The organism is Streptomyces sp. NPDC058985 (assembly GCF_042740985.1).
Lineage (GTDB): Bacteria > Actinomycetota > Actinomycetes > Streptomycetales > Streptomycetaceae > Streptomyces.
In genome coordinates this window covers 27,623-52,563 of the sequence record NZ_JBHYJX010000013.1, presented here as the reverse complement: position 1 = coordinate 52,563, position 24,941 = coordinate 27,623, and the positions used below count along the sequence as shown (strand labels likewise).

Annotated in this window: 23 protein-coding genes; 8 read left to right on the top strand and 15 right to left on the bottom strand. The window is 72.6% G+C overall.

Features of this window, described 5'->3' with window-relative positions:
• Window positions 1-18: 18 nt before the first annotated feature.
• Together rpsN and rpmB are read right to left on the bottom strand one after the other, a co-directional pair.
• A complete protein-coding gene (gene rpsN, locus ACFW01_RS14580; RefSeq protein WP_004924335.1) occupies window positions 19-324 on the bottom strand; it encodes a 30S ribosomal protein S14 in 306 nt (101 codons plus the stop codon).
• On the bottom strand, window positions 324-560 hold the full coding sequence (rpmB, locus tag ACFW01_RS14575; protein ID WP_073731825.1) for a 50S ribosomal protein L28: 237 nt from the start codon (window positions 558-560) through the stop codon (window positions 324-326). The genes rpsN and rpmB overlap by 1 nt, the downstream gene beginning before the upstream one ends.
• Window positions 561-692: 132 nt before the next feature.
• Here rpmB and ACFW01_RS14570 point away from each other — a divergent pair, with 132 nt between their 5' ends.
• From ACFW01_RS14570 to rpsR, 3 genes are read left to right on the top strand one after another with little or no spacing between them, the layout of a single operon-like run.
• Window positions 693-947, top strand: a complete 255-nt coding sequence (locus tag ACFW01_RS14570; RefSeq protein ID WP_161327488.1) for a type B 50S ribosomal protein L31 — start codon at window positions 693-695, stop codon at window positions 945-947.
• Window positions 947-2,104, top strand: coding sequence for a CobW family GTP-binding protein (locus ACFW01_RS14565; RefSeq protein WP_384503808.1), 1,158 nt, complete (start codon window positions 947-949; stop codon window positions 2,102-2,104). The genes ACFW01_RS14570 and ACFW01_RS14565 overlap by 1 nt, the downstream gene beginning before the upstream one ends.
• 34 nt (window positions 2,105-2,138) lie before the next feature.
• Complete coding sequence (gene rpsR / locus ACFW01_RS14560; RefSeq protein WP_234958575.1) at window positions 2,139-2,375, top strand: 30S ribosomal protein S18; 237 nt, start codon at window positions 2,139-2,141, stop codon at window positions 2,373-2,375.
• 97 nt (window positions 2,376-2,472) lie between these two features.
• Here rpsR and ACFW01_RS14555 read toward each other — a convergent pair whose 3' ends face one another.
• From ACFW01_RS14555 to aztB, 5 genes are all read right to left on the bottom strand, one after another.
• Window positions 2,473-2,784 (bottom strand): hypothetical protein, encoded by a 312-nt coding sequence (locus ACFW01_RS14555; protein ID WP_234958574.1) that lies wholly within the window; start codon window positions 2,782-2,784, stop codon window positions 2,473-2,475.
• A 280-nt stretch (window positions 2,785-3,064) separates the two neighbouring features.
• Window positions 3,065-4,267 carry a zinc metallochaperone AztD gene (gene aztD / locus ACFW01_RS14550; RefSeq protein ID WP_384503806.1) on the bottom strand — a complete coding sequence of 401 codons (1,203 nt, stop codon included), beginning with the start codon at window positions 4,265-4,267 and terminating at the stop codon, window positions 3,065-3,067.
• 90 nt (window positions 4,268-4,357) lie between these two features.
• Window positions 4,358-5,320: a zinc ABC transporter substrate-binding protein AztC gene (gene aztC, locus ACFW01_RS14545; RefSeq protein WP_384503804.1), complete on the bottom strand. Its 963-nt coding sequence runs from the start codon at window positions 5,318-5,320 to the stop codon at window positions 4,358-4,360.
• The gene (locus ACFW01_RS14540) at window positions 5,317-6,567 is read right to left on the bottom strand and encodes a hypothetical protein (RefSeq protein WP_234958571.1); all 1,251 of its coding nucleotides are present in this window, start codon (window positions 6,565-6,567) and stop codon (window positions 5,317-5,319) included. Before ACFW01_RS14540 ends, aztC begins: the two co-directional genes overlap by 4 nt.
• A 10-nt stretch (window positions 6,568-6,577) precedes the next feature.
• Window positions 6,578-7,474 (bottom strand): zinc ABC transporter permease AztB, encoded by an 897-nt coding sequence (gene aztB, locus ACFW01_RS14535; RefSeq protein WP_384503802.1) that lies wholly within the window; start codon window positions 7,472-7,474, stop codon window positions 6,578-6,580.
• A 23-nt stretch (window positions 7,475-7,497) separates the two neighbouring features.
• Between aztB and aztA the strand changes: the two genes are divergently transcribed.
• The 3 genes from aztA to ACFW01_RS14520 all read left to right on the top strand — a co-directional run bounded on the left by aztA (window position 7,498) and on the right by ACFW01_RS14520 (window position 10,084).
• Window positions 7,498-8,232 (top strand): zinc ABC transporter ATP-binding protein AztA, encoded by a 735-nt coding sequence (gene aztA, locus ACFW01_RS14530; RefSeq protein ID WP_384503800.1) that lies wholly within the window; start codon window positions 7,498-7,500, stop codon window positions 8,230-8,232.
• Between the two features lie 92 nt (window positions 8,233-8,324).
• Window positions 8,325-9,350, top strand: coding sequence for a permease (locus ACFW01_RS14525; RefSeq protein ID WP_384503798.1), 1,026 nt, complete (start codon window positions 8,325-8,327; stop codon window positions 9,348-9,350).
• Window positions 9,347-10,084 (top strand): TIGR03943 family putative permease subunit, encoded by a 738-nt coding sequence (locus tag ACFW01_RS14520; RefSeq protein ID WP_384503796.1) that lies wholly within the window; start codon window positions 9,347-9,349, stop codon window positions 10,082-10,084. The genes ACFW01_RS14525 and ACFW01_RS14520 overlap by 4 nt, the downstream gene beginning before the upstream one ends.
• 31 nt (window positions 10,085-10,115) lie before the next feature.
• Here the strand turns inward: ACFW01_RS14520 and ACFW01_RS14515 are convergent, their stop codons facing one another.
• The 4 genes from ACFW01_RS14515 to ACFW01_RS14500 are packed head-to-tail and all read right to left on the bottom strand — an operon-like array spanning window position 10,116 to window position 13,655.
• Window positions 10,116-11,129 (bottom strand): pyridoxal-phosphate dependent enzyme, encoded by a 1,014-nt coding sequence (locus ACFW01_RS14515; RefSeq protein ID WP_384503794.1) that lies wholly within the window; start codon window positions 11,127-11,129, stop codon window positions 10,116-10,118.
• A complete protein-coding gene (locus ACFW01_RS14510) occupies window positions 11,087-12,100 on the bottom strand; it encodes a GHMP kinase (protein WP_234958565.1) in 1,014 nt (337 codons plus the stop codon). Before ACFW01_RS14510 ends, ACFW01_RS14515 begins: the two co-directional genes overlap by 43 nt.
• On the bottom strand, window positions 12,097-12,906 hold the full coding sequence (locus ACFW01_RS14505; protein ID WP_234958564.1) for a Rossmann-like domain-containing protein: 810 nt from the start codon (window positions 12,904-12,906) through the stop codon (window positions 12,097-12,099). Before ACFW01_RS14505 ends, ACFW01_RS14510 begins: the two co-directional genes overlap by 4 nt.
• Window positions 12,903-13,655, bottom strand: a complete 753-nt coding sequence (locus ACFW01_RS14500; protein WP_234958563.1) for a methyltransferase — start codon at window positions 13,653-13,655, stop codon at window positions 12,903-12,905. The genes ACFW01_RS14505 and ACFW01_RS14500 overlap by 4 nt, the downstream gene beginning before the upstream one ends.
• Before the next feature lie 420 nt (window positions 13,656-14,075).
• Here ACFW01_RS14500 and ACFW01_RS14495 point away from each other — a divergent pair, with 420 nt between their 5' ends.
• Both ACFW01_RS14495 and ACFW01_RS14490 read left to right on the top strand, forming a co-directional pair.
• Entirely contained in the window at window positions 14,076-15,359 is a 1,284-nt protein-coding gene (locus ACFW01_RS14495; protein ID WP_384503791.1) for an MFS transporter, read from the top strand.
• Between the two features lie 40 nt (window positions 15,360-15,399).
• On the top strand, window positions 15,400-16,188 hold the full coding sequence (locus ACFW01_RS14490; protein ID WP_384503789.1) for a TauD/TfdA family dioxygenase: 789 nt from the start codon (window positions 15,400-15,402) through the stop codon (window positions 16,186-16,188).
• A gap of 43 nt (window positions 16,189-16,231) precedes the next feature.
• Here ACFW01_RS14490 and ACFW01_RS14485 read toward each other — a convergent pair whose 3' ends face one another.
• From ACFW01_RS14485 to ACFW01_RS14470, 4 genes are read right to left on the bottom strand one after another with little or no spacing between them, the layout of a single operon-like run.
• The gene (locus ACFW01_RS14485; protein WP_384503787.1) at window positions 16,232-17,539 is read right to left on the bottom strand and encodes a TIGR02679 family protein; all 1,308 of its coding nucleotides are present in this window, start codon (window positions 17,537-17,539) and stop codon (window positions 16,232-16,234) included.
• Window positions 17,536-21,678, bottom strand: coding sequence for a TIGR02680 family protein (locus ACFW01_RS14480; RefSeq protein ID WP_384503785.1), 4,143 nt, complete (start codon window positions 21,676-21,678; stop codon window positions 17,536-17,538). Before ACFW01_RS14480 ends, ACFW01_RS14485 begins: the two co-directional genes overlap by 4 nt.
• Window positions 21,675-23,015, bottom strand: a complete 1,341-nt coding sequence (locus tag ACFW01_RS14475; RefSeq protein ID WP_384503783.1) for a TIGR02678 family protein — start codon at window positions 23,013-23,015, stop codon at window positions 21,675-21,677. The genes ACFW01_RS14480 and ACFW01_RS14475 overlap by 4 nt, the downstream gene beginning before the upstream one ends.
• A complete protein-coding gene (locus tag ACFW01_RS14470; RefSeq protein WP_384503781.1) occupies window positions 23,012-24,565 on the bottom strand; it encodes a TIGR02677 family protein in 1,554 nt (517 codons plus the stop codon). The genes ACFW01_RS14475 and ACFW01_RS14470 overlap by 4 nt, the downstream gene beginning before the upstream one ends.
• Window positions 24,566-24,941: the final 376 nt, after the last annotated feature.

Genomic DNA, 24,941 nt, shown 5'->3' with positions numbered 1-24,941 from the left:
CTGTCGCGGACGGCGACGTCACCAGGAGGACTTGGTGACTCCCGGCAGGAAGCCGGCGTGCGCCTGCTCTCGCAGGTTGACCCGTGACAGGCCGAACTTCCGCAGGTGTCCGCGGGGCCTGCCGTCCACGCTGTCGCGGTTGCGCACGCGCGTCGCGCTCGCGTCGCGGGGCTGGCGCCGGAGTTCGGCCACGGCCGCCTCGCGTTCGGCGTCGGTGGAGGACGGCCGGCGGATGATGTCCTTCAGCTCCGCACGGCGGGCCGCGTACCGCTCGACGACCGCCTTGCGCTTCTCGTTCTGCGCGATCTTGCTCTTCTTGGCCATCAGACCTTCCCCCCTCGGGCGCGGATACGGGCCACGGCGGCCTCGATGCCGATGCTGTCGACGGTCTTGACCGCCTTGGCGCTGAGCGTCAGCCGGACGTGCCGTCCCTCGCTGGGCAGCCAGTAGCGCTTGCGCTGGATGTTCGGGTCGAAACGGCGCGAGGTGCGCCGGTGCGAGTGGGAGATGGTGTTGCCGAAGCCCGGCTTGGCGCCGGTCAGTTGGCAGTGGGCGGACAAGGTTCTGCTTCCTCTCGTCGGACGGCTACTTTTTGGTAATGGAAACCATTCCCATATACTACCTCCATGGCGCGGGCCGAGTCACACCCGTCCGCCATCCCCCCCCTCCGACCCAGACACCGAGGAAGCCCCATGAAGCCCGGAATCCACCCCTCGTACGGCCCCGTCGTCTTCCGCGACCGCGCCGCGAACTACGCGTTCCTCACCCGCTCCACCATGACCAGCGAGAAGACCATCGACTGGGAGGACGGCAACACCTACCCGGTCGTCGACGTCGAGATCTCGAACGTCAGCCACCCCTTCTACACGGGTACCGCCCGCGTACTGGACACCGCCGGGCGGGTCGAGCGCTTCGAGCGCCGCTTCGGCCGACGCGGAGCCAAGTGATGCGGGACGAGGCCCGACTGCCCGTCGTCATGGTCGGCGGGCTCCACTCCGAGGCGCGCCGGCAGGTCGTCGACCACCTCCTGCGCACCGTCCCCGGCAGTGTCGCCCTGCACCACGACCTGTCCACGGCCGCGGAGCACGGCACCGTCCTGCGCCGGGTGCGGGACGCCTCGGGCGAGGTGTCCCGCGGCGAGGCCAAGTTGGCGAACGACTGCGCGTGCTGCGCGCTGCGCGAAGATCTGGTTCCCGAACTGGAACGGCTCGCCGACGCCGGTCTGACCCGCCTGGCCGTCGTCGAGTTGTGGGACTCCGTCGAGCCCAGGGGGATGGCCGAGGTCGTCGTCCACCACGGCGGCGACGCGATGCGGCTCACCAACGTGATCACGGCGGTGGACCCGGCGCTCGTTCTCCCCTGCCTCGGCAACGGCGACGACCTGGCCGAGGCGGGTCTCGCGGCCGCCGCCGGCGACCGGCGCACCGTCGGTGACACCTGGGCCAGACAACTGGAGTACGCCCCCGTGCTCGCCGTCGTGGACAGCTCTGACGCCGACGACGAGGATCGCGCCCTCCTCGCCCAGCTCCACCCCACCGCACACCAGGTCCGTGCGGACTCCCCGGAACTCGCGGAGCTGGCCTTCGCACGTTTCGACGTCGAGGCGGCCGCGGCAGCCCAGCACCCGGCCTGCGCCCTCCTTCCCCAGGAGGCAGAGGAAGCGGGCGTGACCACCTTCGTGTGGCGGCGCCACCGGCCGTTCCACCCCGAGCGCCTTTTCGATGCGCTGGAGGATCTCTGCTGCGCCGCCGCCCGCAGCCGCGGACGGTTCTGGCTCGCCGACCGCCCCGACACCCTGCGGGCCTGGGACGCCGCCGGCGGGGCCCTGTGTGTCGAGAGCGCCGGACCGTGGCTCGCCTCCCTACCCGACGCCGCCTGGGAGATGGAGCCGCCCGTCCGCCGGGCAGCCGCCGCTCTCGACTGGCACCCCGAACACGGTGACCGCTGCCAGCACCTGGTCTTCACCTCACCCGGGCTCGACCACGACGGACTCGAGCGCGTCCTCGAGTCCTGCCTGCTCACCGATGCCGAGTACGCAGCGGGACGTGAGGCGTGGAGGCGCCTCCCGGCATCGTTCGACGCCCTCCTCGACCCCGTCGCGTGACGCGGCCCGTCCACCCCGTACAGAAGGAGCCCACATGCCCTCTCGCCAAGGCCCCCGCAAGCCCCTGAAGTCCCGCCCCAACCCGCTCGACGCGGCCGGGATCACCTACATCGACTACAAGGACACCGATCTGCTGCGGAAGTTCATCTCCGACCGCGGCAAGATCCGCAGCCGCCGCGTCACCCGCGTCACGGCCCAGCAGCAGCGGCAGATCGCGACGGCAATCAAGAACGCCCGGGAGATGGCGCTGCTGCCGTATTCAAGCCGGTGAGAAGGTAAGCAGGTCCAGGAGAGTAAAGAAAGCGGAAATGCACCCCCGTTTCGGGGGTGCATTTGTATCATCGCACGGATTCGGACGCACCAAGAGTTCAGTGATCGTCCCAGTGGCCGCTGTGCGCCGCGTGACGGTGACCGTCGTGGACGTAGTCCATGTGGTCGCCGTGCGGGATGGCTACGTGCCCACAGCCCGCACCGTGCTCGTGGTCGTGACCGGCGTGCTCCTGATGCCCGCGGACCTCGCACTCGTCCACGTGATCCTCGTGCGCACGGTGCAGATGACCGTCGTGCACGTAGTCGACATGACCGTTGTGCGGGACCGCCACGTGTCCGCAGCCCTCGCCGTGCGCATGTTCGTGTCCGGGATGCTGCTCGTGCTGCACAGATGTCGCCACGCCACTCATCTCCAGGATCAGCCGCCGGCCATCGAGGACGGCGGTACGGAATTTACTTCCGTTTTCTATCCCACGGGAAAAGACTGCCACGGAAGGACACGCGGCGACAAACGGGCCACCCTGATATCGTAAATTCGATAACGATTTTCACTGCACCCTCGGGCGATAATCCCTGGATTTCCACGCCAACGGGCAGGGGCATTGGCGTCAGGAAAGGAAGTCCGTACAGGCCCCTGGGTCCGTCCTCGGGGTCGCTGAGCAGTCCGTGGAATCCGTGCAACGGGACCGGTCAGTGACCGGCCACCGTCCCGGACAGTTCGTTGGTGCCCTTCGGCAGCGTCACGGACGTCACCTTCTCGCCCGAGTCCAGGTCGAAGGCGTGCAGTTGGCGCTTGCCCGGGTCGGAGACGTACGCCGTGTGGTCGCGGACGAACAGGGTGGGCCTGGGCTGCTGCCAGTCCAGGGGTTCCGTCCAGTCGCCGACAGCGTCGATCTTCTTCTCGACCTTGCCGGTCTCCGGGTCGATGACGTGCAGGACGCCGTTGGTGCCGAGCACGAGGGCCTCTCCGTGCGGGCCGCGGGCGAGGGAGCGGAAGGAGTAGCTGGTGCCGAGGTCGACCAGCTTCATCTTCGCGGTGCGGGTGTCGATCAGGGATATGCGGGTCGGCCGCTCCAGCTCCGCCTCGGGATCGGTCTTGTAGTCACCCAGGAGGATCGGGGAGGCGTCGCTGCCCGCCTGGTTGCCGGTCCGGGCGTAGTCACCGGGAGCGTCGACCTTGGTGAACTCGCCGTCCTTGTAGAGCAGTACGCCGTCCTCGCAGCCGAGACCGACCACCTCGCCCTGGGCCGCGGCCTCGCCGTGCACGCCGGGGCAGTCCTCGGAGCGCGCGATCTCCTTGTCGTCCTTGTCCAGGACGAGGGCGCCGGTGCGCTTCTCCTCGGTGCCGAGGGTGGTGACGAGTTCACCGCCGGCCAGTTCGATGGCCACGCCGTGGTGGGGCTCGGCGGAGGTGTAGCTCCGGGTCTTCGGCTGCTTGCCGCCGGCCAGGTCGGCGGGGTCGAGGACGTGCACCTCGCCCGTGCCGTCGGTGAACAGGACCGTCCTGCCGCCGTGCCGCACGACGTGGCCCGGCTTGGCACCCTTGAACTCGGCGCCGGTGAACTCCTGCCGGGCGGCGTCGAACACGCGGAAGCCGGTGTCGGTGGAGATGACGACGTGGTCCTCGTCGCCCGCCGGGTTGACCCGGTTGAAGCCGGGCAGCTCGATCGTCTTCGCCAGCTTCAGGGTCTCGCCGTCGACGACGTAGAGACCCCCGTCGTAGGAGGCGACGACCGGGTTCTTGACGGCAGCGGCCTCGCTGCTCTTCGTCTGCTTCTTCGGCTCGGCGTCGGACGAGGCGTCGTCGCCTCCGCCGCAGGCGGTCAGTGCCATGGCCGTCGCCAGAGCGAGTGCGGTGCCAGTGAACGTTCTGGCGCGTGTCGACCTGTTCATCGCGTGTCTTTCCTCTCCGGCCCTCGGGGCGCGGGGTCGTGTGGTGGAACGGCCGGCGTGTTCGGTTCGCCGGGCCGCGGGGAGGCTTGGTCAGGCGCCGGTGAGGCCCTCGGCCATGGCCGAGGTGTTGGCGCGCATCATCTCCAGATAGGTGCCGGCGCCCTTGCCCTTCTCGGTCAGCGACTCGGAGTAGAGGGAGACGACGTCGACGTCACCGCCCATCTCCTGGCGCAGTACCTCCGCGAGCTTGGTGGGCTGGGAGGAGTCGGCGAAGACGGTGCGCACCCCGGCCTGCTCCATGGCCCGGGTGAGGGAGCGCAGGTCGGAGGAGCTGGGTGAGGCGAGGGTGGTACCGCTGGGGATGACGGCACCGATCACGCGGAGGCCGAAGCGGTCGGCGAGGTAGCCGAAGACGTGGTGGTTGGTGACCAGGGCGCGCCGGTCCTCGGGTACGGCGGCGAAGGACTTCTCCATCCAGGTGGTGAGGTCGGCCAGTTGTCCGTCGTAACGTGCGGCGTTGTTCCGGACGGCCTTGCCGTCCACGCCGTCGACGTGTTCGGTGACCTGGTCGGCGATCAGTCCGGCGGCCTTGCGCACCCGGTCGGGGTCGGTCCAGAAGTGCGGGTCGGGTTCGCCGGCCTCGTCCTCGGGGCCGCCGTCCTGCCCGGTGTGGAAGGTGAGGGGATCCGCCGCCTCGCCCGCCGCGAAGGTGGCCACGCCGGACTCGCGGGCCGCCTCCACGTGCCGCAGTACGTTCTCCTCCAGGCCGAGCCCGTTGTAGACGACCAGGTCCGCGTTCTCCAGCTCGGCGGCCTGCACGGCCGACAGGCCGAAGGAGTGCGGGTCGGCGTTGGGCTTCATCAGGACGCTGACGTCCGCCTCGTCCCCGACGATCTCCCGGGTGATGTCGCCGAGGATGTTGGTGGTCACCACGACCGCGGGCCGTTCGTCGCCGCCGCCCGCGCAGCCGGTGGCCGTGCCGGCGACGACGAAGAAGCTGATCAGGGTCACCAGAGCGGCACGGATCCGTGCCGCGCCCACGCGCACGCTCATCGGCCCGTCTCCGCCATCAGGGACGGCCGGACGTCCAGGTCGAACGTGCGGGCCACCCGGAGGTCGTCGTTGTAGTCGATCTCGTACACGCGCCTGCCCTCGGGGTCGTTGAGGTAGGCGCGGCTGCGGTCCACCTCGATCACCGGGGTCGCGGTGCCGCCGGACCCGGCTTCGGGGATGTCCTTCAGCAGGGGTTCGGTGACCGTCGTCTCCTTGCCGGCGGATATGTCGTAGCCGTGCAGGGCGCCGTCGGTCTCCAGGACCATCAGGGGCGCGCCTTCGCCGGCCGTGTTGGCGGCGACCACGGGGCCGGTCTCCACCCGGGTCCAGGCGCCCTCGGTGACGTCCAGGACCCAGACGGCGTCCTTGCCCGCGGGTGCCGTGAGGGTGCTGCTGCCCGGACGGTGCCGGAACTCGGCGGCACGCTCCTCCTTCGGCACCTCCTCGCCGTAGGGGATCTTCTCGGCGGTGAAGGCGCCGTCGTCCTCATGGACGAGCAGGGCGCCGTCGGCGCAGCCGAGGACGATCCCGCGCCGGGTGACCGCGTCGCCGTGCGGCTCCTCGCACTCCGCCTCCGGGCCGGCGACGCGCTTGCCGGACCGGTCGAGCACGGCGACCTCGGCGGGGCCGTCGCTCCCGCCGGTGAGGGCGATGAGGTGTCCGGCGTACGGCACGACCGGGCCCGCGTAGGTACCCGGGAGCCGGGTGGGGGTGCCGAGGGCGCCCTTCTCCAGTTCGGCGCGCGGGTACAGGCTCGCCTTCCCGTCGGCCGACGTGACCACGGTGACGCCCGCGTCGCTGCGGACGCCCGTGCCGGTGCCGCCCGGGAACTCGCCGACGTCCTGGATCTTCGCGCTGTAGTAGTGCACGTGGTCTCCGTGGTCGACCATCCACGCGCCGCTGTCGAGGACTTGGGTGCCGTTCGTGCCGTGGAAGTAGCCGAAGCGGCCGTCCGTGGTGAGGGAGGTGAGACCGGCTCTGCGGGCGGTGTCGTGGACCTTGCCGGTGATCAGGTCCAGCACCCGGGTGTCGCCGCTGCCGGGGTCGCCGAGCAGGAGCCGGGACTGCTGCTCGGCCGCCTCGGTGGCGCCTTCCACGTAGCCGTGCGGGGTGGCGGAGGAAGCGGGTTTCCCGGAGCCGGACTTGGCATCGTCCTGGCCCCCGTCCTGGCCTCCGCATCCGGCGGTCAGGAGGGCCACGGCCGCCAGCGCCGGAGCCAGCGATGTGACGTTTCTTCGGACGAACAACGAGATCGCCTCAGGTTTCGTTCGGTCGGGACGTGATGGCGCTCGGGGCCGAGGTGACCGCCAGGGCGGGGACGCCGGCACGGCGCGCACGGCGGCGGTGCCGGAGGCCGGACGCCAGGTGGGACAGGAAGAAGAGGCCGACCGCGAGGGCCGAGACGGTCGCCCCGGCCGCGGTGCTCAGGTGCCAGGAGAGGAGCAGGCCGCCGAAGGTGGCGGCGGCGCCGAGGACCGCGGCCAGGACCATGACGCCGCTCACGCTGCGCGCCCAGGGCAGGGCCGCCGCCGGCGGGGCGATGAGCAGGCCCAGGACGAGCAGCGTCCCCACGATGTGGAACGAGGCGACGATGGCCAGGGCCAGCAGCCCCAGCAGCACGGCGTGCGCGAGCCGGGGGCGCAGACCCAGCGTCCTGGCCTTGCGCTCGTCGAACGCCAGCGCCAGGAAGGCCCGGTGCCCGAACGCCGAGACGGCCAGCGCCAGCAGCAGGGCCACACCGAGAAGGGTCAGGTCGCTCTCGCGCACGGCCAGGACGTCACCGAAGAGGAAACCGGTGAGGTCCACCGCGAAGGACTGCGAGCGGGACACGATGATGACGCCGAGCGACAGCATGCCGACGAACAGCAGGCCGATGCCGGTGTCCTGGGACAGCCTCGGGGTGCGGCCGAGCGCGGTGACGCCCGCGGTCATCACGGCCGCGCTCACCACCGCCCCCACCAGCAGGTTGCCCCCGAGCAGCGAGGCGACCGCGACGCCGGGCAGCAGTCCGTGGGACATGGCGTCGCCGAGGAAGGCCATCCCCCTCAGCACCACCCACGTCCCGGCGAGGGCGCAGATCGCCGACACCAGGATCCCGGCCCACAGGGCCCGCTGCACAAAGGCCACCTCGAAAGGGGCCGTCAACCACTCCATACAAGGACACTACAATGACAACCATGTTCAATAACAACCCCCCGTCGCCACGCGCCGGTGATCCGAGGAACGAGCGCGTCCGGTTCCACGAGCTGAACGCCGGCTATCCGGGCCGCCCCGTACTCCACCAACTCAGCGCGGGCATACCGGCTTTGGCCATGACCGCCCTCGTCGGACCGAACGGAAGCGGGAAGTCCACGCTGCTGGGCGTGCTGGCCGGAGTGATCACCGCCACATCGGGACAGCTCCAGTACACGGAGGGCTCCCCACCGGCCTTCGTCCCGCAGCGCGGCGCCGTCGGCGACACGCTCCCCCTCACGGCACGGCAGACCGTGGAGATGGGCCGCTGGGGCGAGCGGGGACTGTGGCGGCGGCTGACCCGGCAGGACCGGGCCGCGGTCGACCACGCCATGGAACGGCTCGGCGTCACCGGCCTCGGCGCCCGCCAGCTCGGTGAGCTGTCGGGCGGCCAGCGCCAGCGCGTCCTGATCGCACAGGGCCTCGCCCAGCAGTCCGACCTGCTGCTCCTGGACGAGCCGACCACAGGACTCGACCCCGAGGCACGGGAGCGGATCACCACCCTGCTGACCGACCTGGTGGACGACGGCACGACCGTCGTCCAGGCCACGCACGATCTCGAGGCCGCCCGCTCGGCCGGCACCTGCCTGCTCCTCAGCGACGGACGGCTGGTCGGGCACGGCCCGCCCGAGCACGTACTCACCCCTCAGGCCCTGACCCGGATCTGGCAGCCGGCGTGAAGCCGTGGCCGGAGGCGGGGCGCTCGGCGTGGCCTCACTAAGCTGGGCGGGCCGCCACCGCGCGGAGGGTGCCGAACGGTGAAGCGAGTGACGTGAGCGATCCGAAGTACGCGGGAGGCCGGGGCGGGCTCGCCGACGCCGTACGCCTCACCGTGCGGGCGGGGCTGAACCTCCTGCTGGGCGGGTTCGCGCTCCTCACGATCGTCACGGTCGCCGGCGTGCTCGGCCCGATGCTCGCCCTCGATCTCTACACACCTCCCGTAGCGGCCTGGTGGACGGTCTTCACCGCCGTCGTCGTCCAGGGGGTGCCGTTCCTCCTGCTCGGTGCGCTGGTCTCCGCGGCCGTCGGCACGCTGGTCCCCGAACGGGTCTTCACCCGCCTGCTGCCGCGCAGTCCCGCTCTCTCGGTACCCGTGGCGGGCGCGGCCGGGGTGGTGCTGCCCGGGTGCGAGTGCGCGTCCGTGCCGGTGGCCGGCAGTCTGATGCGGCGCGGGGTGGCACCGGCGGCCGCCCTCGCCTTCCTGTTGTCTGCACCCGCGGTCAATCCCGTGGTGCTCGTCGCCACGTCCCTCGCCTTCCCCGGTGAACCGATGATGGTGGTGGCCCGGTTCACCGCCTCGCTGGCCACCGCCGTGACCATGGGCTGGCTGTGGGCACGCTTCGGGCGCCCGGAGTGGCTGCGGCTGCCGACGCGGCCCGCCACCGAGGCCGCGGGCTCGCGCGCGTGCGCCTTCGCGTCCGGTCTGCGGCACGACTTCCTGCACGCAGGGGGCTTTCTGGTGGTCGGGGCCGGCGCGGCGGCAACTTTCAACATCGCCGTGCCGCGGTCGCTCCTCGACCTCTTCACGGCATCCGCCTGGGTGTCGGTGCTGATCCTGGCGCTGCTCGCCGTGGTGCTGTGCGTGTGCAGCGAGGCGGACGCCTTCGTGGCGGCGTCGCTGAGCGGGTTCGGGCCGGTGGCCCAGCTGGCGTTCATGGTGGTGGGGCCGATGGTCGACCTGAAGCTCTTCGCCCTCCAGGCGGGCACGTTCGGGCGGGGCTTCGCCCTCCGGTTCTCGTCCGTCACCTGGGTGACCGCGGTGACGGGCAGTGTCCTGGTGGGGTGGTGGCTGCTGTGAGGAAGTACGGTTCCGCCGTGCTGTTGCTGCTGGTCGGCGCCGCCGTGCTGCGCATATCGCTCCTCGGCGACCTCTACCTCCGCTACGTACAGACGGGGCTGCGGCCCTACCTGATCGCCTCGGGTGCGCTGCTGGCGCTGCTCGGTCTGGTACACGGCGCGCTGACCGCGCGAGCGGCGCGGGAGGACTCCGCCGACGCCGTCGTGGACGGTCGACGGGACCACGTGCACTCCCACACAGGCGCTCCCCGCGTCGCCTGGCTGCTCGCCCTGCCCGCCGTCGCCCTGCTCTGCTTCCCGCCTCCGGCGCTGGGCTCCTACAGTGCGGCGCGCGAAGAGGCCGGGCGTGCCGAGGAGTTCGTCGGCACGTTCCCCGCACTGCCCGCCGGTGACCCGGTGGAGCTGAGCCTGGCCGAGTTCGGTTCCCGGGCCGCGTACGACAGCGGCTACTCGCTGCGCGACCGCACGGTGCGGCTCACCGGCTTCGTCACCCGCGAGGACGACGGCACCTGGTACGTGACCCGGCTGCGGGTGGCGTGCTGCGCGGCCGACGCGACGGCGGTCAAGGCGGAGATCCGTGGCGTACGGGCACCGGAGGCCGACACCTGGGTGGCGGCGACCGGCACCTGGCACCCCAGGGGCCGGCTCGGTTCGGCGGACGCCTGGCCCCCGGTGCTGGACGCCACGGACGTCCGGCCGATCGCCGAGCCGGCGGACCCCTACGAGGAGCGTTAGGGGGTCCGCCGCCGGGGTGGGCCGTCCGGCCCTACCCTCGCGCCGCCCCGGCCGGTGCGGACGACCCGTTCCAGTCCATGCGTGACCACGGGAGCGACAGGTCGTCCGTGCCGCGGACCTGCCGTGGGGCCAGGTCCTCGATCCGGTGCGCCTCCCCGTGTCTGGCGAACACGGTGTCGACGTAGCGGTGTCCGGTGTCGGCGGCGATGAACAGTGCGGTGCGGCGGGGCTCTTCGCGCCGCTCCCACCGGGCGGCGAGGTAGGCGGCTCCGGTGGACAGGCCCGCGAAGACGGCGTGCCGGCGCAGCAGGTCGACGCTGCCGGTGAGAGCGGCGTCGAAGGCGAGCCAGTGGAGGGTGTCGTAGAGGTCGTGGCGGACGTTGCCGAAGGGGATGGAACTGCCGATGCCGGCGATGATGATCTCCGGGTCGGCGACGTGCTCGCTGCCGAAGGTGACGCTGCCGTACGGCTGGACGCCGACGAGCCGTACGTCCACGGAACGCTTGGCCAGGTAGTGGGCGAGGGCGCCGGTGGAGGCGCCCGAGCCCACGCCGCCGACCAGCGCGAGCGAGTCCCCGCCGGTCTGGGCGTGTATCCGGTCGGCGACGGCTTCGTAGCCGAGGTAGTGGATGTCGTCGTGGTACTGGCGCATCCAGTGGTAGTCCGGATGGGAGCGGAGGATCTCCTCGACGCGGGCGACCCGGCGGCTCTGGTCGAGCTTGAGGTCGCTGCTGGGCGGCATCTGCTCCAGGTGGGCGCCGAGTACGTCGAGCTGGGTGCGCAGGGTGTGGTCGACGGTGGTGGAGCCGACGATGTGGCAGCGCATGCCGTAGCGGTGGCAGGCGAGGGCGAGGGCGTAGGCGTAGATGCCGCTGGAGCTGTCGATGAGGGTGTCGCCTCGGCGTACGGCTCCGGTGTCGAGCAGATGGCGTACGGCGGCCAGCGCGGAGACGATCTTCATCGTCTCGAACCGCAGGCAGACGAGTCCGTCGTCGAGGCGGATCAGGTCCGGGCGGCCGACGGCTTCGGATATGTGGTCGTCCACGGGGGTCCTCCAAGTCGGTGGGGGGACGCGAAGTTGGTGAAGGTGCGGGTCTGCGTGATGCCTTCGCGGGCCAGGGCGCGGCGGCAGCGCCGCAGCCCGCCGTCGAGCCCGGGTGCGCGGGGGTCGAAGAGGATGCCGGCGACGTTGCCGCTGTGGGCGATCTGCACGCCGACGGCGCCCACGCTGTCGGCGATGCCCTTCAGCGCCGGAAACTCCCGGTGGCGGAGCACACGTTGACGCAGACGGGCGCTGGCCGTGCTCACCCGGCCGAGCAGAGTGGTGTCGGCGTCGGCCACCGCCCGGCGCAGCATGCGGCGCAGGTGCGCGTAGGCGGCGAGGTCCCCGTCCTCGACGAGCACCGTCAGGGCCAGCGTGTCGACGGGTTCGCTCCCGCCCAGCGCGCATCCGACGACCACCGCGGGCGGGAGGGCGGAGCCGAGGACCTCCAGGACCCGTCCCTCCCGCTGGGCGAAGAGCAGCGGACGAGGGCCGTACATCAGCGGGTCGCCGGCGCCCTCGGCACGCACCGCGAGCCGGGCGACGGTCTCCGGGGGCAGCCGCAGCCCCCAGGAGTCCGCGACCGCCCGCACCGTGGCGACGACGTCGCTGGTGGACGAGCCCATGCCGAGCCCGACCGGCAGGTCGCCGCTGAGCGTCAGTTCTCCGCCGCACGGGTCCTGACCGCGTAGGACGGCGCACTCGCGCAGCGCGAGGACGGCGGCCTCCCGCGCCTTCGTACGGCCTGCCGGTGTCACCGTCACCTCGTCGGGCTTGCTGCCGGGCCTGCGGGCGAAGCGGGCGACGCTGCCCGGTCGGTCCATCGGGAGGGTGACGAGCCCGTGGCAGAGGCGGCGGTTCTCGTCGTGGAAGTAGCCCTGGAGGATCTCACCGTGGTGGCAGGGGGCCCGCCCGTCACCGGTGGTGCGGTGCGGGTCCCCGCCGGGTGCCGTCGGACGGGGGGCCTCCGTCACGCGTCGGCCGCCGCCCGGTAGCGGTACAGGGTCGTGGGCTCCGCGCTGAACTGGGAGAAGGGGAAGGGCTCCGCGCACAGGGCGGTCACCCCCGCCCCGAGGAAGGCGCGCGCGACGGCACTGCCCGTCTGGGCGTAGATCACGAGGGGCACCCCGCGCTCGCGGCAGCGCGACAGGACGGTGTCGAAGCTGCCGTTGCTCAGGGTCATGCCGGTGGCCACCACGGCGTCGGCGGTGTCGAGCACGACGTGCATGTCGTCGGTCACCGGATCGCCCCACTGGGTGGTGCGGAGGTTGAAGTCGCAGAGCAGGGGGTCCCCGCCACGCTCGCGGATGGCCGCCACGAGCGGGTTGACCACCCCGATCAGGCCGACCTTCGCACCGGCCTCGATGTCCAGGAGCCCGGCGATCGCCGCGTCCCGGGCGAGCGCGCGGGTCTCGGGCGTTCCGGCGGGCAGGGCGACCGGCTCGGCCTCCGTGGCCTCCCGGTGCGGCCGGGCGGCGCTGAGGCAGGCGTCCAGCGCGGCGATCCGCAGCGGCCTCGGGGCCTCGCGCAGCAGCGTGTCGACCGGGGCCCCGGAGGCGTCCCGGCATATGGACGCGTCCAGCTCGCCGGCCTCGAAGGCGCAGGCGCCGAAGGAGCCGCCCAGGCGGACGAGGACGTACTGGTTGAGGTAGGTGGTGTTCCCGCCGGCCAGCCGCGTCCCGTGGTGCGCCCAGAAGACGCTGGTGGCCACCAGGTCGGCGGGGCGGGGGCCGTGGTCGCCCGCCAGTACGCCGGCCAGGAGTTCGTCGGTGTTCTTCATCGCGGACCTCCGGTGCGGGGCGTCTCGTGGGTGATGCGGAAGAGGAAGGTGAGCACGCCGTCCTGCCAGTCGTGGAGGTGGGCGATCCGGGGGCTGAGTCCGTGGTCCAGGGCGTGCTGGACGAGTGCGCGCAGATCGGCGGTGTTGGAGGCGATGACGTAGATCTCTCCGCCGGGGGCGAGCAGGTCCTTCTCCGCGATCTGCGCGAAGAACTTCGCCAGCAGCGGCGCGCCGACGCAGACGTTGCGCACGACGTCCGGGTCGTCGCTGACGGTCTGGCTGACCGCCGGTGGGTTGAAGGTGACGACGTCCAGGCGCACGCCTTCCGGGAGCGCGTCGAAGACGTCGCTCACGGCGGGGAGGAACGAGGTGTCCGCACGTTCGCCGACCAGGCGCCGGTAGTGGCGGGCGGTGGCTGCCACGCTCTCCGGATGGACGTCGAGTGCGTGGATCTCCCTGGCGCCCCGCAACCCGGCCGCCACGGCCTCGACGCCGAGACCGGCGCCCATGGCGGCGTAGGTGAGTCCACGGGTCTCGATACGGCCGTCGAGCAGCCGTTCGTGGATCAGCCGGCTGGTCCAGCCCGGGATGAAGACGCCGGGCGGAACGTCGAACGTCCAGTCGTTCCACTCGTAGGAACGGGTGGTGTGCAGGTCGGCCTTGGGCTGGTTGAGCGTGATGATCTGGTCGGCGGGCAGCGGCGGGGGCAACAGCTCGAGCAGAGCGGAGCCGGTCGCGTCACGGTCCATGGGGGTCCTTCCTTGGGGACTGAGGGCTGGGGGCTGGACTGGGGGCTGGGGGTTGGACTGGGGACTGCGGATGCGCGGGTCGGATGTGGCCTGGTTCCTCCCGGGGGATCGGGCATCGGGGGACGGGCGGTGCGGGCTCAGCCCGGCTCGTCGGCGATGACGCGCCGTTCTCCGGTGAAGGTGTGCGGTGAGGTACCTCGGCAGCACTGGGCAACGGCTCACGTCATGTGACGACGGGCCGAAACAGCACCCTAATGGGAATGATTGTCATTGCGATAGTGTGGGGCCGAAGCGACGGCACCAGGGCCGCCCGCCGTGCGCCGCTCGCGCACACCATGCTTCAACTCACCTCCCTGGCAGCGATGTTGCGGCCACCCAGCATCCAGACCGCCCACCCCCACACGACAGGAGCGCTCCCTCGTGCCGAGCCCTTCCGCTCTTTCCACGTCCTCTGAACCACCTCCGGACAAGCAGCGCACCGTCCTGCTCGACGTCGCGTTCCTCCGCCTCTGGACGGGCGCCACGGCGTCGGGCCTGGCCACCTGGGCCCTGCCGTTCGTCCTCGGCCTCGCCGTGCTCGACCGGACGCTGACCGCCACGGATCTCGGCCTGCTGCTCGCGGCGCGCACCGTGGGGTTCCTCGCCGCGGTGCCCGTGGCCGGAGTGCTGGCCGACCGGCATTCCCGCCGTGGCGTGGTCCTGTGGGCGGGGCTCGCCTCCGGAGCCGCGGCCCCGGTACTGGCGGCCGGGCTGGACCGCTCGGTGCTGCTGATGGCCACGGCGGCGGCGGTCGCCGGCGCCGGTCAGGGGGCGTGCAGGCCCGCGTACCAGGCCCTGACCGCCGAAGTGGTCGACGCCGACCGCAGGCAGCAGGCCAACGCCGCCATGACCCTCGCGGTCCGGGTCACGACGCTCGTGGGCCCCTCCCTGGCCGCGCTGCTCGCCGTCTTCCTCGACACGGGGGCGCTGCTGGTGGGTATCGGGCTGCTCTGGCTCGTCGCCGCGTGCGTCCCGGGCCGCGGTGCGCGCCCGGCTGCCGCGGACGACTCGTCGCAGCCCTCGGCCAGGTCGGGAGGAACATCCTTCGTGGCGGAATTCACCGAGGGCCTGCGCGAAGCGCGCAGGCACCCGTGGTTCCTCGCCGGCCTGGGCGCGCTGACGGCCGTCATAGCCACCGGCTACTCGGCCACCGGTGTGGCGCTGCCCCTGGTCAGCAGGGACCAGTACGGCACCGAGGTCGTCCTCGCGGGCGCGATGACCGCCTACACCGCCGGAGCCCTCGCCGGCGCGCTGATCATCTCCCGCTGGCGCCCCCGCTCCCCCGGCCGGGCCGCACTCGCCGGCCTCGCCACCTACGGACTCGCACCCCTCAGCCTCGTCGTCCCCGCCCACCCCGCCGTAGTGATGGCCGCCTACGCCGTCGCGGGCGTCGGCATCGAACTCTTCAACGTGCCCTGGTTCACCGCCGCACAACGCGAGGTCGCCCCCGACAAGCTCGCCCGCGTCTCCTCCCTGGACTTCCTCCTCTCGTACGGCCTGGCCCCACTCGGACTCGCCCTCATCGCCCCCGCCATCGACGCCTTCGGCGCCAGGCCGGTCCTGGTCGTCTGCGCGACCGTGTGCTTCGCCGCCCCGGCCGCCGCCGCCCTGGTCCCGTCCTCCCGGACCTTCTCCCAACCGCCCACGCGTGACGACACCCCCTGACGACCCCGACGAACGGCCCCCGTTGGGGCAGCCTGGAGCCATGCACGCACCCGCTCAGACCCACCGCCCGCACCCCACCTCCGGTCCGGGCATCACCCCCGGCCGCGTCCCGCACGGGAACCCCGGCACGGCACGCGAACTGCTCGCCCGCGACGGGGCCGTGATCCTCACCGGCCACGGGAACACACCCGACGCCCTGGTGATCGCCGCGGCCCAGGTCGTCGGCGACCGACTCCGCGAGCTGTACCCGCAACGGGTCCGCACCTCGCACCCGGGCAACCCCGTCCACCTGCACGCCGACAGCTTCGACATCGTCGTCGACATCGGCGGAGTCCCCCACCGCAGGCGCCACCCCGACGAGGACCACGTCCTCGTCCAGTGCGCCCGCCCGGCACCCGAGGGCGGCGATTCCTTCGCACTGGACGCGTACGCGTTCGTCAACGACCTCGCCACCACCGACCCCACGCTGCACACCTTCCTCACCACCACCGACGTCGACCTGTACGGCGCCTGGGCGGACCTGCGCGGACTGCCCGCCGTCCCCAGGATCGGACGCCACGTCGAGTTCACCCGTACCGGACGCCGCATCGTTCGCCGCACCGACGGAGCGGTGCCGATCCACCGCGACCCCGACGGCGACCACATCTCCCGCCAACTCGCCCGCCTGACCGAAGCCGTGCACGCCATCGAACCGTCCCTCCCCCGCTTCCGGCTCGACGAGGGCGACATCCTGGTCCTCGACAACTACCGCTGTTGGCACGGCCGCGACGGACACACCGGTCAACGCACCGTCCGCATCCTCACCGCGCGCAGCTCCGACGCCACTTGACGGCCGCAGGTCGAGCAACCCACCCGAACGCCGAAGCCGCAGTTCAGCGTGTGTCTGCGGCCGCTCCGAACGGGCGACGCCTCTGCTGAGCCGTACCTGCGAGGTCTTTGAGCAGCACGTCCGCCACCAGTTCCTCGACCACGGCGATGCCGTGCTCTGCCATGGCCTCGGCCAGGTCGGGATCCCAGGGCGCTTCGGTGATGCGCCCCGGCTGCGGACCGCGTGGGTTGAGGGCGACCGCGGCACGGTAGTCCGCTGCCGTCATGCGCCAGGGACGCGCCGACGTCTTGTCCAGGACGTAGGCGGCGATGCGGACGCCTTCTCCGTCGAAGTCGCCGTGGTAGCGAAGAACCGCGCCGTGGTCCGCGAGCATGCGCAGGAACTGGACGGCGGCGCTGTTGGGCCAGCCGGACGTACAGACGAGCGGCGGGCAGCAGGGCCCGAAGCGGCGTAGGGCCAGTGCCAGGACGCTGGGGTTCTCCACGACGTGGACGACGGGTGCGGGGGCCTCGGAAAGGATGAACTCGCCCGGGTCCCGGACGTGGGCGAGGGTCAGGCAGGCGGCCTGGCCGGCCTCCGCGCACGCCGTGGCCATCCGGGCGAGCAGACCGTCGCCGGCCGGGCGAAGACCGCCGACGAGAACGGTGGCGGACAGCTGGTCGTCGGCGACTCCCGCGCGGGTCCACAGGGCGCGCCGCTGCGCGGCGGACTGCGCAGGGGCGGTGCCGTACAGGGTCGCCAAAGCGCGCAGGACGAGAGCGGACAGGGGTGTGCCGTCGTCGAGTGCGTGCGCCCGGCCGCTCAGGACCCGGGCGGCGAAGACGGGCAGGGGTTCTGCCCGGCCGGGCAGTTCGGCGAGCACCTTGAGGGCGTCCGTGAGCAGCGTACGGGTGTGTTCCGCCGAGCCGGCGATAACGCCGGCTGCCCGGCAGGAGGCTGCCCAGTCGGAGAGCACCGGCTGGGCCCTCACCGTCTCGTGCTCGGCCAGCCAGGTCCACAGCTGGGCCCGCTCGTCCTTCTGGCGGCGCCGCTCGCCGGCTCTGTCGCCGAGAGGGCCGACCAGCTCGGTGACGATTTCTCGTACGGTGCGGCCGGAGAGTTCGGTGACGGCCTCCTCCAGGCGGGCCAGGGGGACGGAGGGACGTGCGTCCGGCAGACGGTCGAGGCCCAGGAGGTCGGCGAGCGCCTCGCGCTGGGTGTCGTCGAGCGGTCCGAGGCGCACCCGTGTGACGGGGCGGCCGGAGGAGAGGCGGCTGTGGAGCGTGTCCCAGAGGGGGCGGAGTTCGGGGCGGCGCAGGGTGGCCTCGCCCGGGGCCGGTCCCGTGGGGACCGTCGCTTCGGTGCTGGTCATTCCACCTCCAGGTCGACGCCGTTCCAGACGAAGCGGGCGCTGGTGACCGCGTCGTCGTCCCCGCCGGTGAGGAGTTGGTGGACCGCGATGCCGGGCAGTTCGCCGTAGGTGCACCATTCGTGGTCGGAGGTGACCATGAGGTCCAGGTCGAGGGCGGTGAGCAGCGCGAAGACCTGTCCGCGGTTGACCGTGTCGACTCCGACGAAGACCTCGTCCAGCAGGATCGGCCGGGGCGCCAGGGGCACGGCCTCGTAGTGGGCGGCGACGGCGGCGAAGAGGGGCAGGTGCAGGGCGATGGCCTTCTCCCCGCCGGAGAGCGCGCCGTGCAGCTTCTTGGTCAGCGGCTGCCAACCGGTCCCGTTCGCCCGGTCGAGGCGGACGGTGAAGCGGTGCCAGGCGGTGTAGTCGAGCACCTCACCGAGCTGTTCCTCCCAGCTCGCGGCCGTCTCACTGCCCTTGGCCTCCTCGATGCGGGCGCGGAAGAAGACGTGCAGCGCCTCCCGGTCGCTCTCGGTGACCCGGCCGGGGTCCTTGAGCAGCAGCTGACGGGCGGTGCGGGTGCTGTCCGGTAGGTCCGGGCGGACGTCCCAGACGAGTTGGACGGCGACGTTGGAGGCGGTGCGGACCCGCTCCAGGTGCCCGTTCATGCGGTCGACGAGTTCGCCGGCCTGGCGGATGCGGGCCGCGAGGTGGCGGCGGATGTCGCCGGTGAGGATCTGGTCGAACAGGTGCCGTTCGGCGGTCGTGATGTCGTCCCGGCTGCGGTCGCGCTCCTGGGTGAGCGTGCTGAGCAGGCCCGTCGCCCCCACGCGTACGCCGTCCAGGGTGGCGGTGAACAGCTGGATGTCGTCGTCCGGTTCCAGGTCCAGGTCGGCACGGGTGCCGAGGCGCTGGCGGGCCTCGTGGACCGCTTCGGACAGGCGGGTCGCGGCGTCGCCCAGGTTGCGTGGGGCGTGCGGGAGGTCCGGCCACTTCGCCGCTGTGGCGCGGGCGGCCTCCAGGGTGGCCTTGGTGCCGTCCGCGGCGTCGAGTTCCGGTGTGATGCCGGCGTCCTCGGCCAGCCCGGCCAGACACAGGTGCCGGAACCGGTGCGCCGCCGCGTCCCTGGTCGCGACGGCCTGTTCCCGTCGTGCGGCGTCCTGGCCGCTGGTGGCCCGCACTGCTCCGACCTGTCCTTCCAGGCGCAGCAGGAGTTCGGCGGTCCGGCCGGCCTCCTCTCGGCAGCGGCGCAGCTCGGCGCGCGCCTCGGCGAGGCGTGCGACGATCTGCCGGTAGTCCGCGCCGACGGTGGCTTCCACTGCCTCCAGGCGCGCTGTCAGGCCCGTTGCCTCCGCTTCGGCGGCGGCCGCTTCCTCGGTGCGTTCCTCTGCGGTCCGGCGCGATCGGTCGGCCTGGACGGCCCGCTGGCGGGCCCGGTCGGTGGCGGCGGTCGCGGCGAGCCGGGCGTCCACCCAGCTGTCGGCGGTGTCCCGGAACCTGTCGATGGCGTCGGAGAGCGTACGCAACCGGGCGCGGTCGGTGGGCAGTCCGTGTTCGGCGGCTCGTCGGTCGAGCGTGCGCAGAGCGACCGCCACCTCCCTCTCGCACCGCGCCAGTCGTCCGGCGACGTCACGCACGGCGTCGTCCCGAGCCGCCACGGTGTCCTCCGCGCGGTCCCGGTCACGCCGCCGGGCGTCGAGTTCCCGGTGGTCGGGTCGGGCGGCGCGGTCGGCGTCCAGCCGGGCGCGGCGAGCGGCGAGGCCGCGCAGCCGGTCGTCGAGTGCGGCGAGGGAGGCGTTCGTCTCGCCGATACGGTCGTTCAGTTCGCCGATCAGGCGCTGCCGGGCGCGCTGACGCGCCAGGGCGCCGATGTGGGCCGGCTCCGGTTTGCTCCAGGTGCCGGTGGCGAGCGCGAGACGCCAGGCGCCGTCGGCGGAGACGGCCGCGGGGTGCCCGCCCGGCAGAGTGGGTCCGTAGGCGATGCCTGCGAGGATGCGGGTCACGGTGCCGGCCGGGACGGGGATGTCTTCCTCGGGCCTCAACACCTCCAGCAGGCTGGGCTCCGGGGCTGTCGCGGCCAGGGCTGCCTCGGCGCGCGTGTCGTGACCCGGCAGCGCGATTCCGTCGTAGGGACTGACCCAGGCGTCCAGCAGACCCGACGCCTCCAGTGCGGCCTCCACCGCGGACTGAACGAGGAGCGGGACGCCTTCCCGGAAGGCGACCAATCGCCACAGGGGCGCTCCCGCCGTCGCCGTACGGACGGCGGTGCGGGTGGGCGGGGGCGCAGGCGGCAGGTCGGTTTCACCGCTCAGCCGTCGTAGCCGCTCCTCCACTTGGCTCCGCTCGTCCAGCAGACCCTGGCGTGCGGCCCGGGTGGTGGCCTCCGCCGTGGCGATCTCCTGTTCCAGCGGGCGGGCGGCGGCTTCGGTCAGGGCCGTCACCTCGGCCTCGGCCGCTGCTGCGGCAGCGAGTCGGTCGAGGTCGGTGACGCGCAGTTCCGTGCAGTCCTCGACCCAGGCGAGCAGGCGTTCCACCTGTGCGGCGAGGGTGTCGTCCCAGGCGGCGGACGCCTCGTCCCGCCGGGCGATCGCCTCCGCGAGGCGGGTGCGGGCCTGGTCCAGCAGTTCCTCGGCGGCGCCCCGGTCGCCTACGGCGCGATCGTGGTCGTCGATCGCCTCGGTGACGAGGGTGACCTGCTGCCGTCGGGCGGTGTCCGCGCCGCGCACCAGTCGACGGGCCTGTCGTGCTCCGTTCCCGGCCGTCGTGCGCGGGACTCCGCCCTGGTCGCGTCCCGGGGTGCGGAGGAGGGCCACCGCGGGTTCCGCCGCGTCGAGGACCGTCCTCACCTCGTGGTGGATGGACTCCAGCCCTGCTGCCCGAGCCGCCCGGTGTGCCTCCCCGGCGGTTTCGCGCGCGTGCTCGCCCAGTGTGCGGGCGTGGTCCGCCGCCTCCTCGGCGTGCCGCTGGTCCTCCTCCGACCGGACCTGAGCGGCCTGAGCGGCGGATCGCTGCCTCTCGGCGGCTGTTGCCACCTCTTCGGCGCGTCGGCGGAGCCGGTCGAGTTCCTCGCCCTGCCGGTACGCGTCACTCTCGCGCAGGCCCTCGACGGTCTCGTCCAGCGCGTGCGCGCGCAACTCCAGTTCCTCGCGCCGGGCCTGGGTCGACCGGCGTTCCGCCAGCGCCTGTTCGAGTTCCTCGGCGCTCCGGCGGGCGACGCGGGTGAGGTTGTCCAGCTCGGTCGTGGCTGAGACGAGCGCGGCGGAACCCGCGCGCAGGACCCGCCGCGCGTAGGCACGCTGCCGGGACGCGACGGTCTCGGCGGCCGTCACCTCGTCGTCCAGCCGCTTGAGGTGTTCGCGCTGCCGGTCGAGCCGCTCGAAGCCCTCGGCGAGTTCGGCGATCTCGGCCTCGCCCAGCGGGGGCAGAGCACGGGAGAGCAGAGTGGAGAGCAGTGACGGGTCGAGCCGCTCCGACAGTTTGGGCTGACGCAGCTGGAGCAGCGCGGACAGCAGCGACTCGTAGCGTTGCTCCCCCATCCCCGCGAAGAGTTCACGCCGTACGACCGTGCGATAGTCGGTGGCCGAGGCATGGACGTCGCCTCGGTCGCGCAGGGCTTCGGCGAGGGCGGCCCGGGTCAGTGGCTGTCCCGCGTCGTTGACGAGGAGCACACCGCCGGGGTGGGCGATTCTGGAGCCGGTGGTGAAGTAGTCGGCGTGCACCGTGCTGGTGTGCACGCTGGCCTGCAGGCGCGCCCCGCATCCGAACCACCGCTCGGTGCCGTCGTCGCCGACGCGGCGGAACTCCATCCACACATATCCGACGCGGGTCTTGCCTGAGGCTCCCTCGCCCAGCAGGTTCCAGTGCATGGTGCGTTCGGAACCGCCGAAGGTCGAGAGGCGGTTGGGGCGGAGGCTGGCATCGAAGAGGAACGGCAGCAGCAGTTCCAGGGCCTTGGACTTGCCGGAGCCGTTCTGCCCGCGCAGCAGCAGGCGGCCTTGGTGGAAGGTGAACGTCTCGTCGTAGTAGCGCCAGACGTTGAGGATGCCGGCACGGTGGGGCCGCCAACGGCTGCCGGTGGCGTCCACCGCCCGGGCGGACCCTGCCGCGGCCGGTTCGGTGGGCTCCGGCCGCCGGGGGAAGGGGAGCTCTGTCACGCTCACTGCTCGTCTCCTTCTGCCACGTCGCCCTCGGCAGCCGTATCGCCTGCCGCCCGGGGAGCGTCCCCATCCGGTCCGGGCTTGTCGTCCCGGTCCGGAGTCGTCGTCCGTGTCAGGCGGTAGCGGTATGCGGCCGGGCGCGCGACGACACGGCCCCCGGTCCGGCGGGCCAGGCCGACGTCCCGCAGGACGCGTACGGCGTCGTCGGAGAGCCGGGCCGCGCCGTCTTCGGACTGGTACGCCCTGGCCCACCGCGGAAAGCGCCGCAGCAGGTCCGCTCCGGCCTCGGCGAGCTGCTCGGGCAGCAGCCCGCTGGGCGCGGCGCACAGCGGCTCCAGGAGGAGCAGAGCTGCGACCCGGGCGGTGGACGTGTCGTCGGGGAAGCGGACGTCGGTGGCGAGCCCGTCCGGGTCCACGAGCAGGAACCCCTCGGCTCGTTCCTCCAGCAGGAAACCGGCCTGCTCGACCGAGCGGCGCAGGATCTGACGTCCGGTCAGGGAGGTGACGTAGGCCAGCTCGTCGTCGGTGAGGTCCGTCCGGTACAGCACGGGGTCGTCGAAGAGGCGGCGCAGCACCGAGTGGCGCAGCATCAGGTTGCGTTGCGCGTCCGTGGCGGCCCGCTCGCCGTACGCCTCGTCCGCCGTGCCGTCGGGGACCGCGCCGCCGTAGCGGCGCTCGCGCACCAGACCGGTGAGGAGTTCCCCGAACCGCGCGGGCACCTCGCCCGGGCGTACGGCGAGCCGGGAGGCGCCGACGGGCGCTGCGGGCAGCCGCATCAGCAGCGTGGTGTCCACCCGGTAGAGCACCTTCGCCTCCGCCGACTCGACGTACGCCTCGGTGGTCCCGTCGACCGCGCTCAGCACGTCGTACGACTCCAGCAGTTTCAGGACGTCGACGAACGCCATGCGCTCCGGCTTGTGCACCGGGTCGAACGCGGTCAGCGCCCGGTCGGCCGCCGTGGCCTGCACGACACGGTCGGCGAGCATGCCGATGGTCGTCATGGGCATGGACAGCAGCTCGGCGGCGGTCACGCACAGCAGCACGTATCGCCGTCGGTCGAACGGGGCCCGGCCGGAACGGGCCCTGCGGGCCGGCCGGGTGCCGTCCGGGTCGGCGCGGACCTTGGTGAGGCGGGCGTAGCCGCGGCGCGGTTCCACCACCAGGCTCCAGCCGCAGGTGTAGTCGAACCACTGGGCCAGCGGCTCGCGACGGCGGCGTACCAGTTCGAAGCCGGCCGGGTCGGTGTCCTCGGTCAGCAGGGGCCGGACCAGCAGGAGACGGATGGCGCGGGCGACCTGTTCCCGCTCCGCTGCCGCGAGTTGGTTGGCGAGGGTGCTCATCCGGCTGCCTCCCGCCGTGCGGTGCCCGGCTGTGGGAGGGGACTCACTGCGCCGGCCGCTGTGATGAGTACGACGTAGTCCGGTCCGGCGAGTGTGCCCTTCGTCGTGCGCAGTACGGCGGTGCGCTCGTCGGGAGGTGGGGACAGTGCGATCTCCACCCGGCCGTCCCCTGTAGTCGCGCGCCGCGAGCCGGACGTGTCCGGCCGGGCGGCCAGGGCCCGGCCCACCAGGTCGAGCAGCCGCTCGAAAACGGCGGGATCCAGGGTGCCGAAGGAGGACAGGCGCACGGGGCCGTCCGTCTGCAACGCCTGCCAGGCCCGCGCGAGTTCCGCCCGCTCCGCGCGGGCCCGCCCCGCGCGCTCGGCCCTGACCGCTGCGACGTCCCGCACCCTGGCCGTGCGGGTGAAGCGCTCGGTCCGTCCGCTGGTCCGCAGCAGCGCCGACACCTCCACGGGCGGGGCCTCGGACCAGGAACGGGACGACGGGATCAACTCGGGGTCGGGGTGGGCGAGGTGGGCGTGGCGCGCCGGGCCGAGTCCGAAGGCTGCCGACCACAGCCGGTGCAGGTCCTCCTCCGCCGGGGCGGCGGCGAACCAGCGCGCCAGTTCGCGGAGGTCCTGTACGGCGCTGGAGGAGCGGCGCCGTGACTCGTTGATCCGCTCCAGTACCTGCAGCAGCGAGACGATGGCGCGCCGGGCGATGTCGTGCAGCTGCTCGATCCGGGGGCGTGCCCCGTCGTCCGGCAGGAACCACGCCCGCAGGCCCGCCCAGCGCGCCCGCCTGCTCTCCAGCCAGCCGGCCGCGGGGTCCTCACCGGCGACCGGGGGCAGTTCGGCCCCGCGCAGGGCCCGCTCGCGCAGCACGGCGGTCCCCCGCTCCTCCACCCGGGCCACGGCGGCGGCGACCGCCTGCCCGCGCCGGTCGAGGTTGACCAGGAACTCCTGGAGATACGCGACGGTGGCGGCCTTGACCTCGCGGAACACCTCCAGGTCCGCCCCCTCGGCGCGCAGGAGGCGCTGCAGTTCGCCGTTGAACGCCTTGGTGTTCTCCACCAGGGCCTCCAGATGCCCCTCCAGCTCGCGCAGCGTGCTGAAGATCCGCCGGTCGGCCGAGGCGGGTTCGCCGGACAGCAGGCTCAGCTCGTCCAGCCGGTCGGCGATGGCCTCCAGTACCGCGGTCTGCAGCGCCCCCGTGGAAGCCAGCACCTCGAGCGCGTGCCGCACTCCGGCGAGGGCCGCCTCACCCCGGCGGGTCAGCGAGTACTGGAGGTTGCGCCGCTCGTACTCCTCGGCCGTACGGTAGTTCTCCGCGTGGTTGTGCACGACGTCGAGGAGCTCCCACTTCACGAGCCGGGCGAGCACGTCGTGCAGTTCCCCGTCGTCGACGTCCGCCATCCAGCCCACCAGACGCAGTCGCTCGCGCACCGCGTCGGCCCCCAGCGTGGTTTCGAGGTGCTCGCCGGCCACGCCGAAGGCGTCCAGCACCGCCCCGTACAGGTCGGCCTTCTCCCCCGTCGTGAACCGGAACATCTCCGGTGGCACCCTGCGCACGCCTGTCGTCCCTCCCCACCGCCCTGGCGGCATCGGCGATCTCCACCGTAGAGGGCGGCACCGACATCACGGGCCGCGTCCCGGAAGAGGGGTGGGCGCCCCGGTCTGCCGGGGAATGGGCGGTGACCGGCCTCCCGCGGGCCCGGGTGGCGGACCAGCGTGGCCGTGGACACCGGTTCCGCCCGATGGTGAGGCCCGCCGTGGGTCGGCCACAGGGACGTCGAAGGAATGCGCAGGGGGCGGGCGCAGGGGCGTCAACGCGCCATTCCCAGCCGTCCGGTGTGACTGAAACGGATCGGTGTCTCAACAATTTCGACCGGTTGGCCTACGCTTCGCGTGATCCCGGCCCTCAAACCGAGGGTTCGACGTGTCGTGA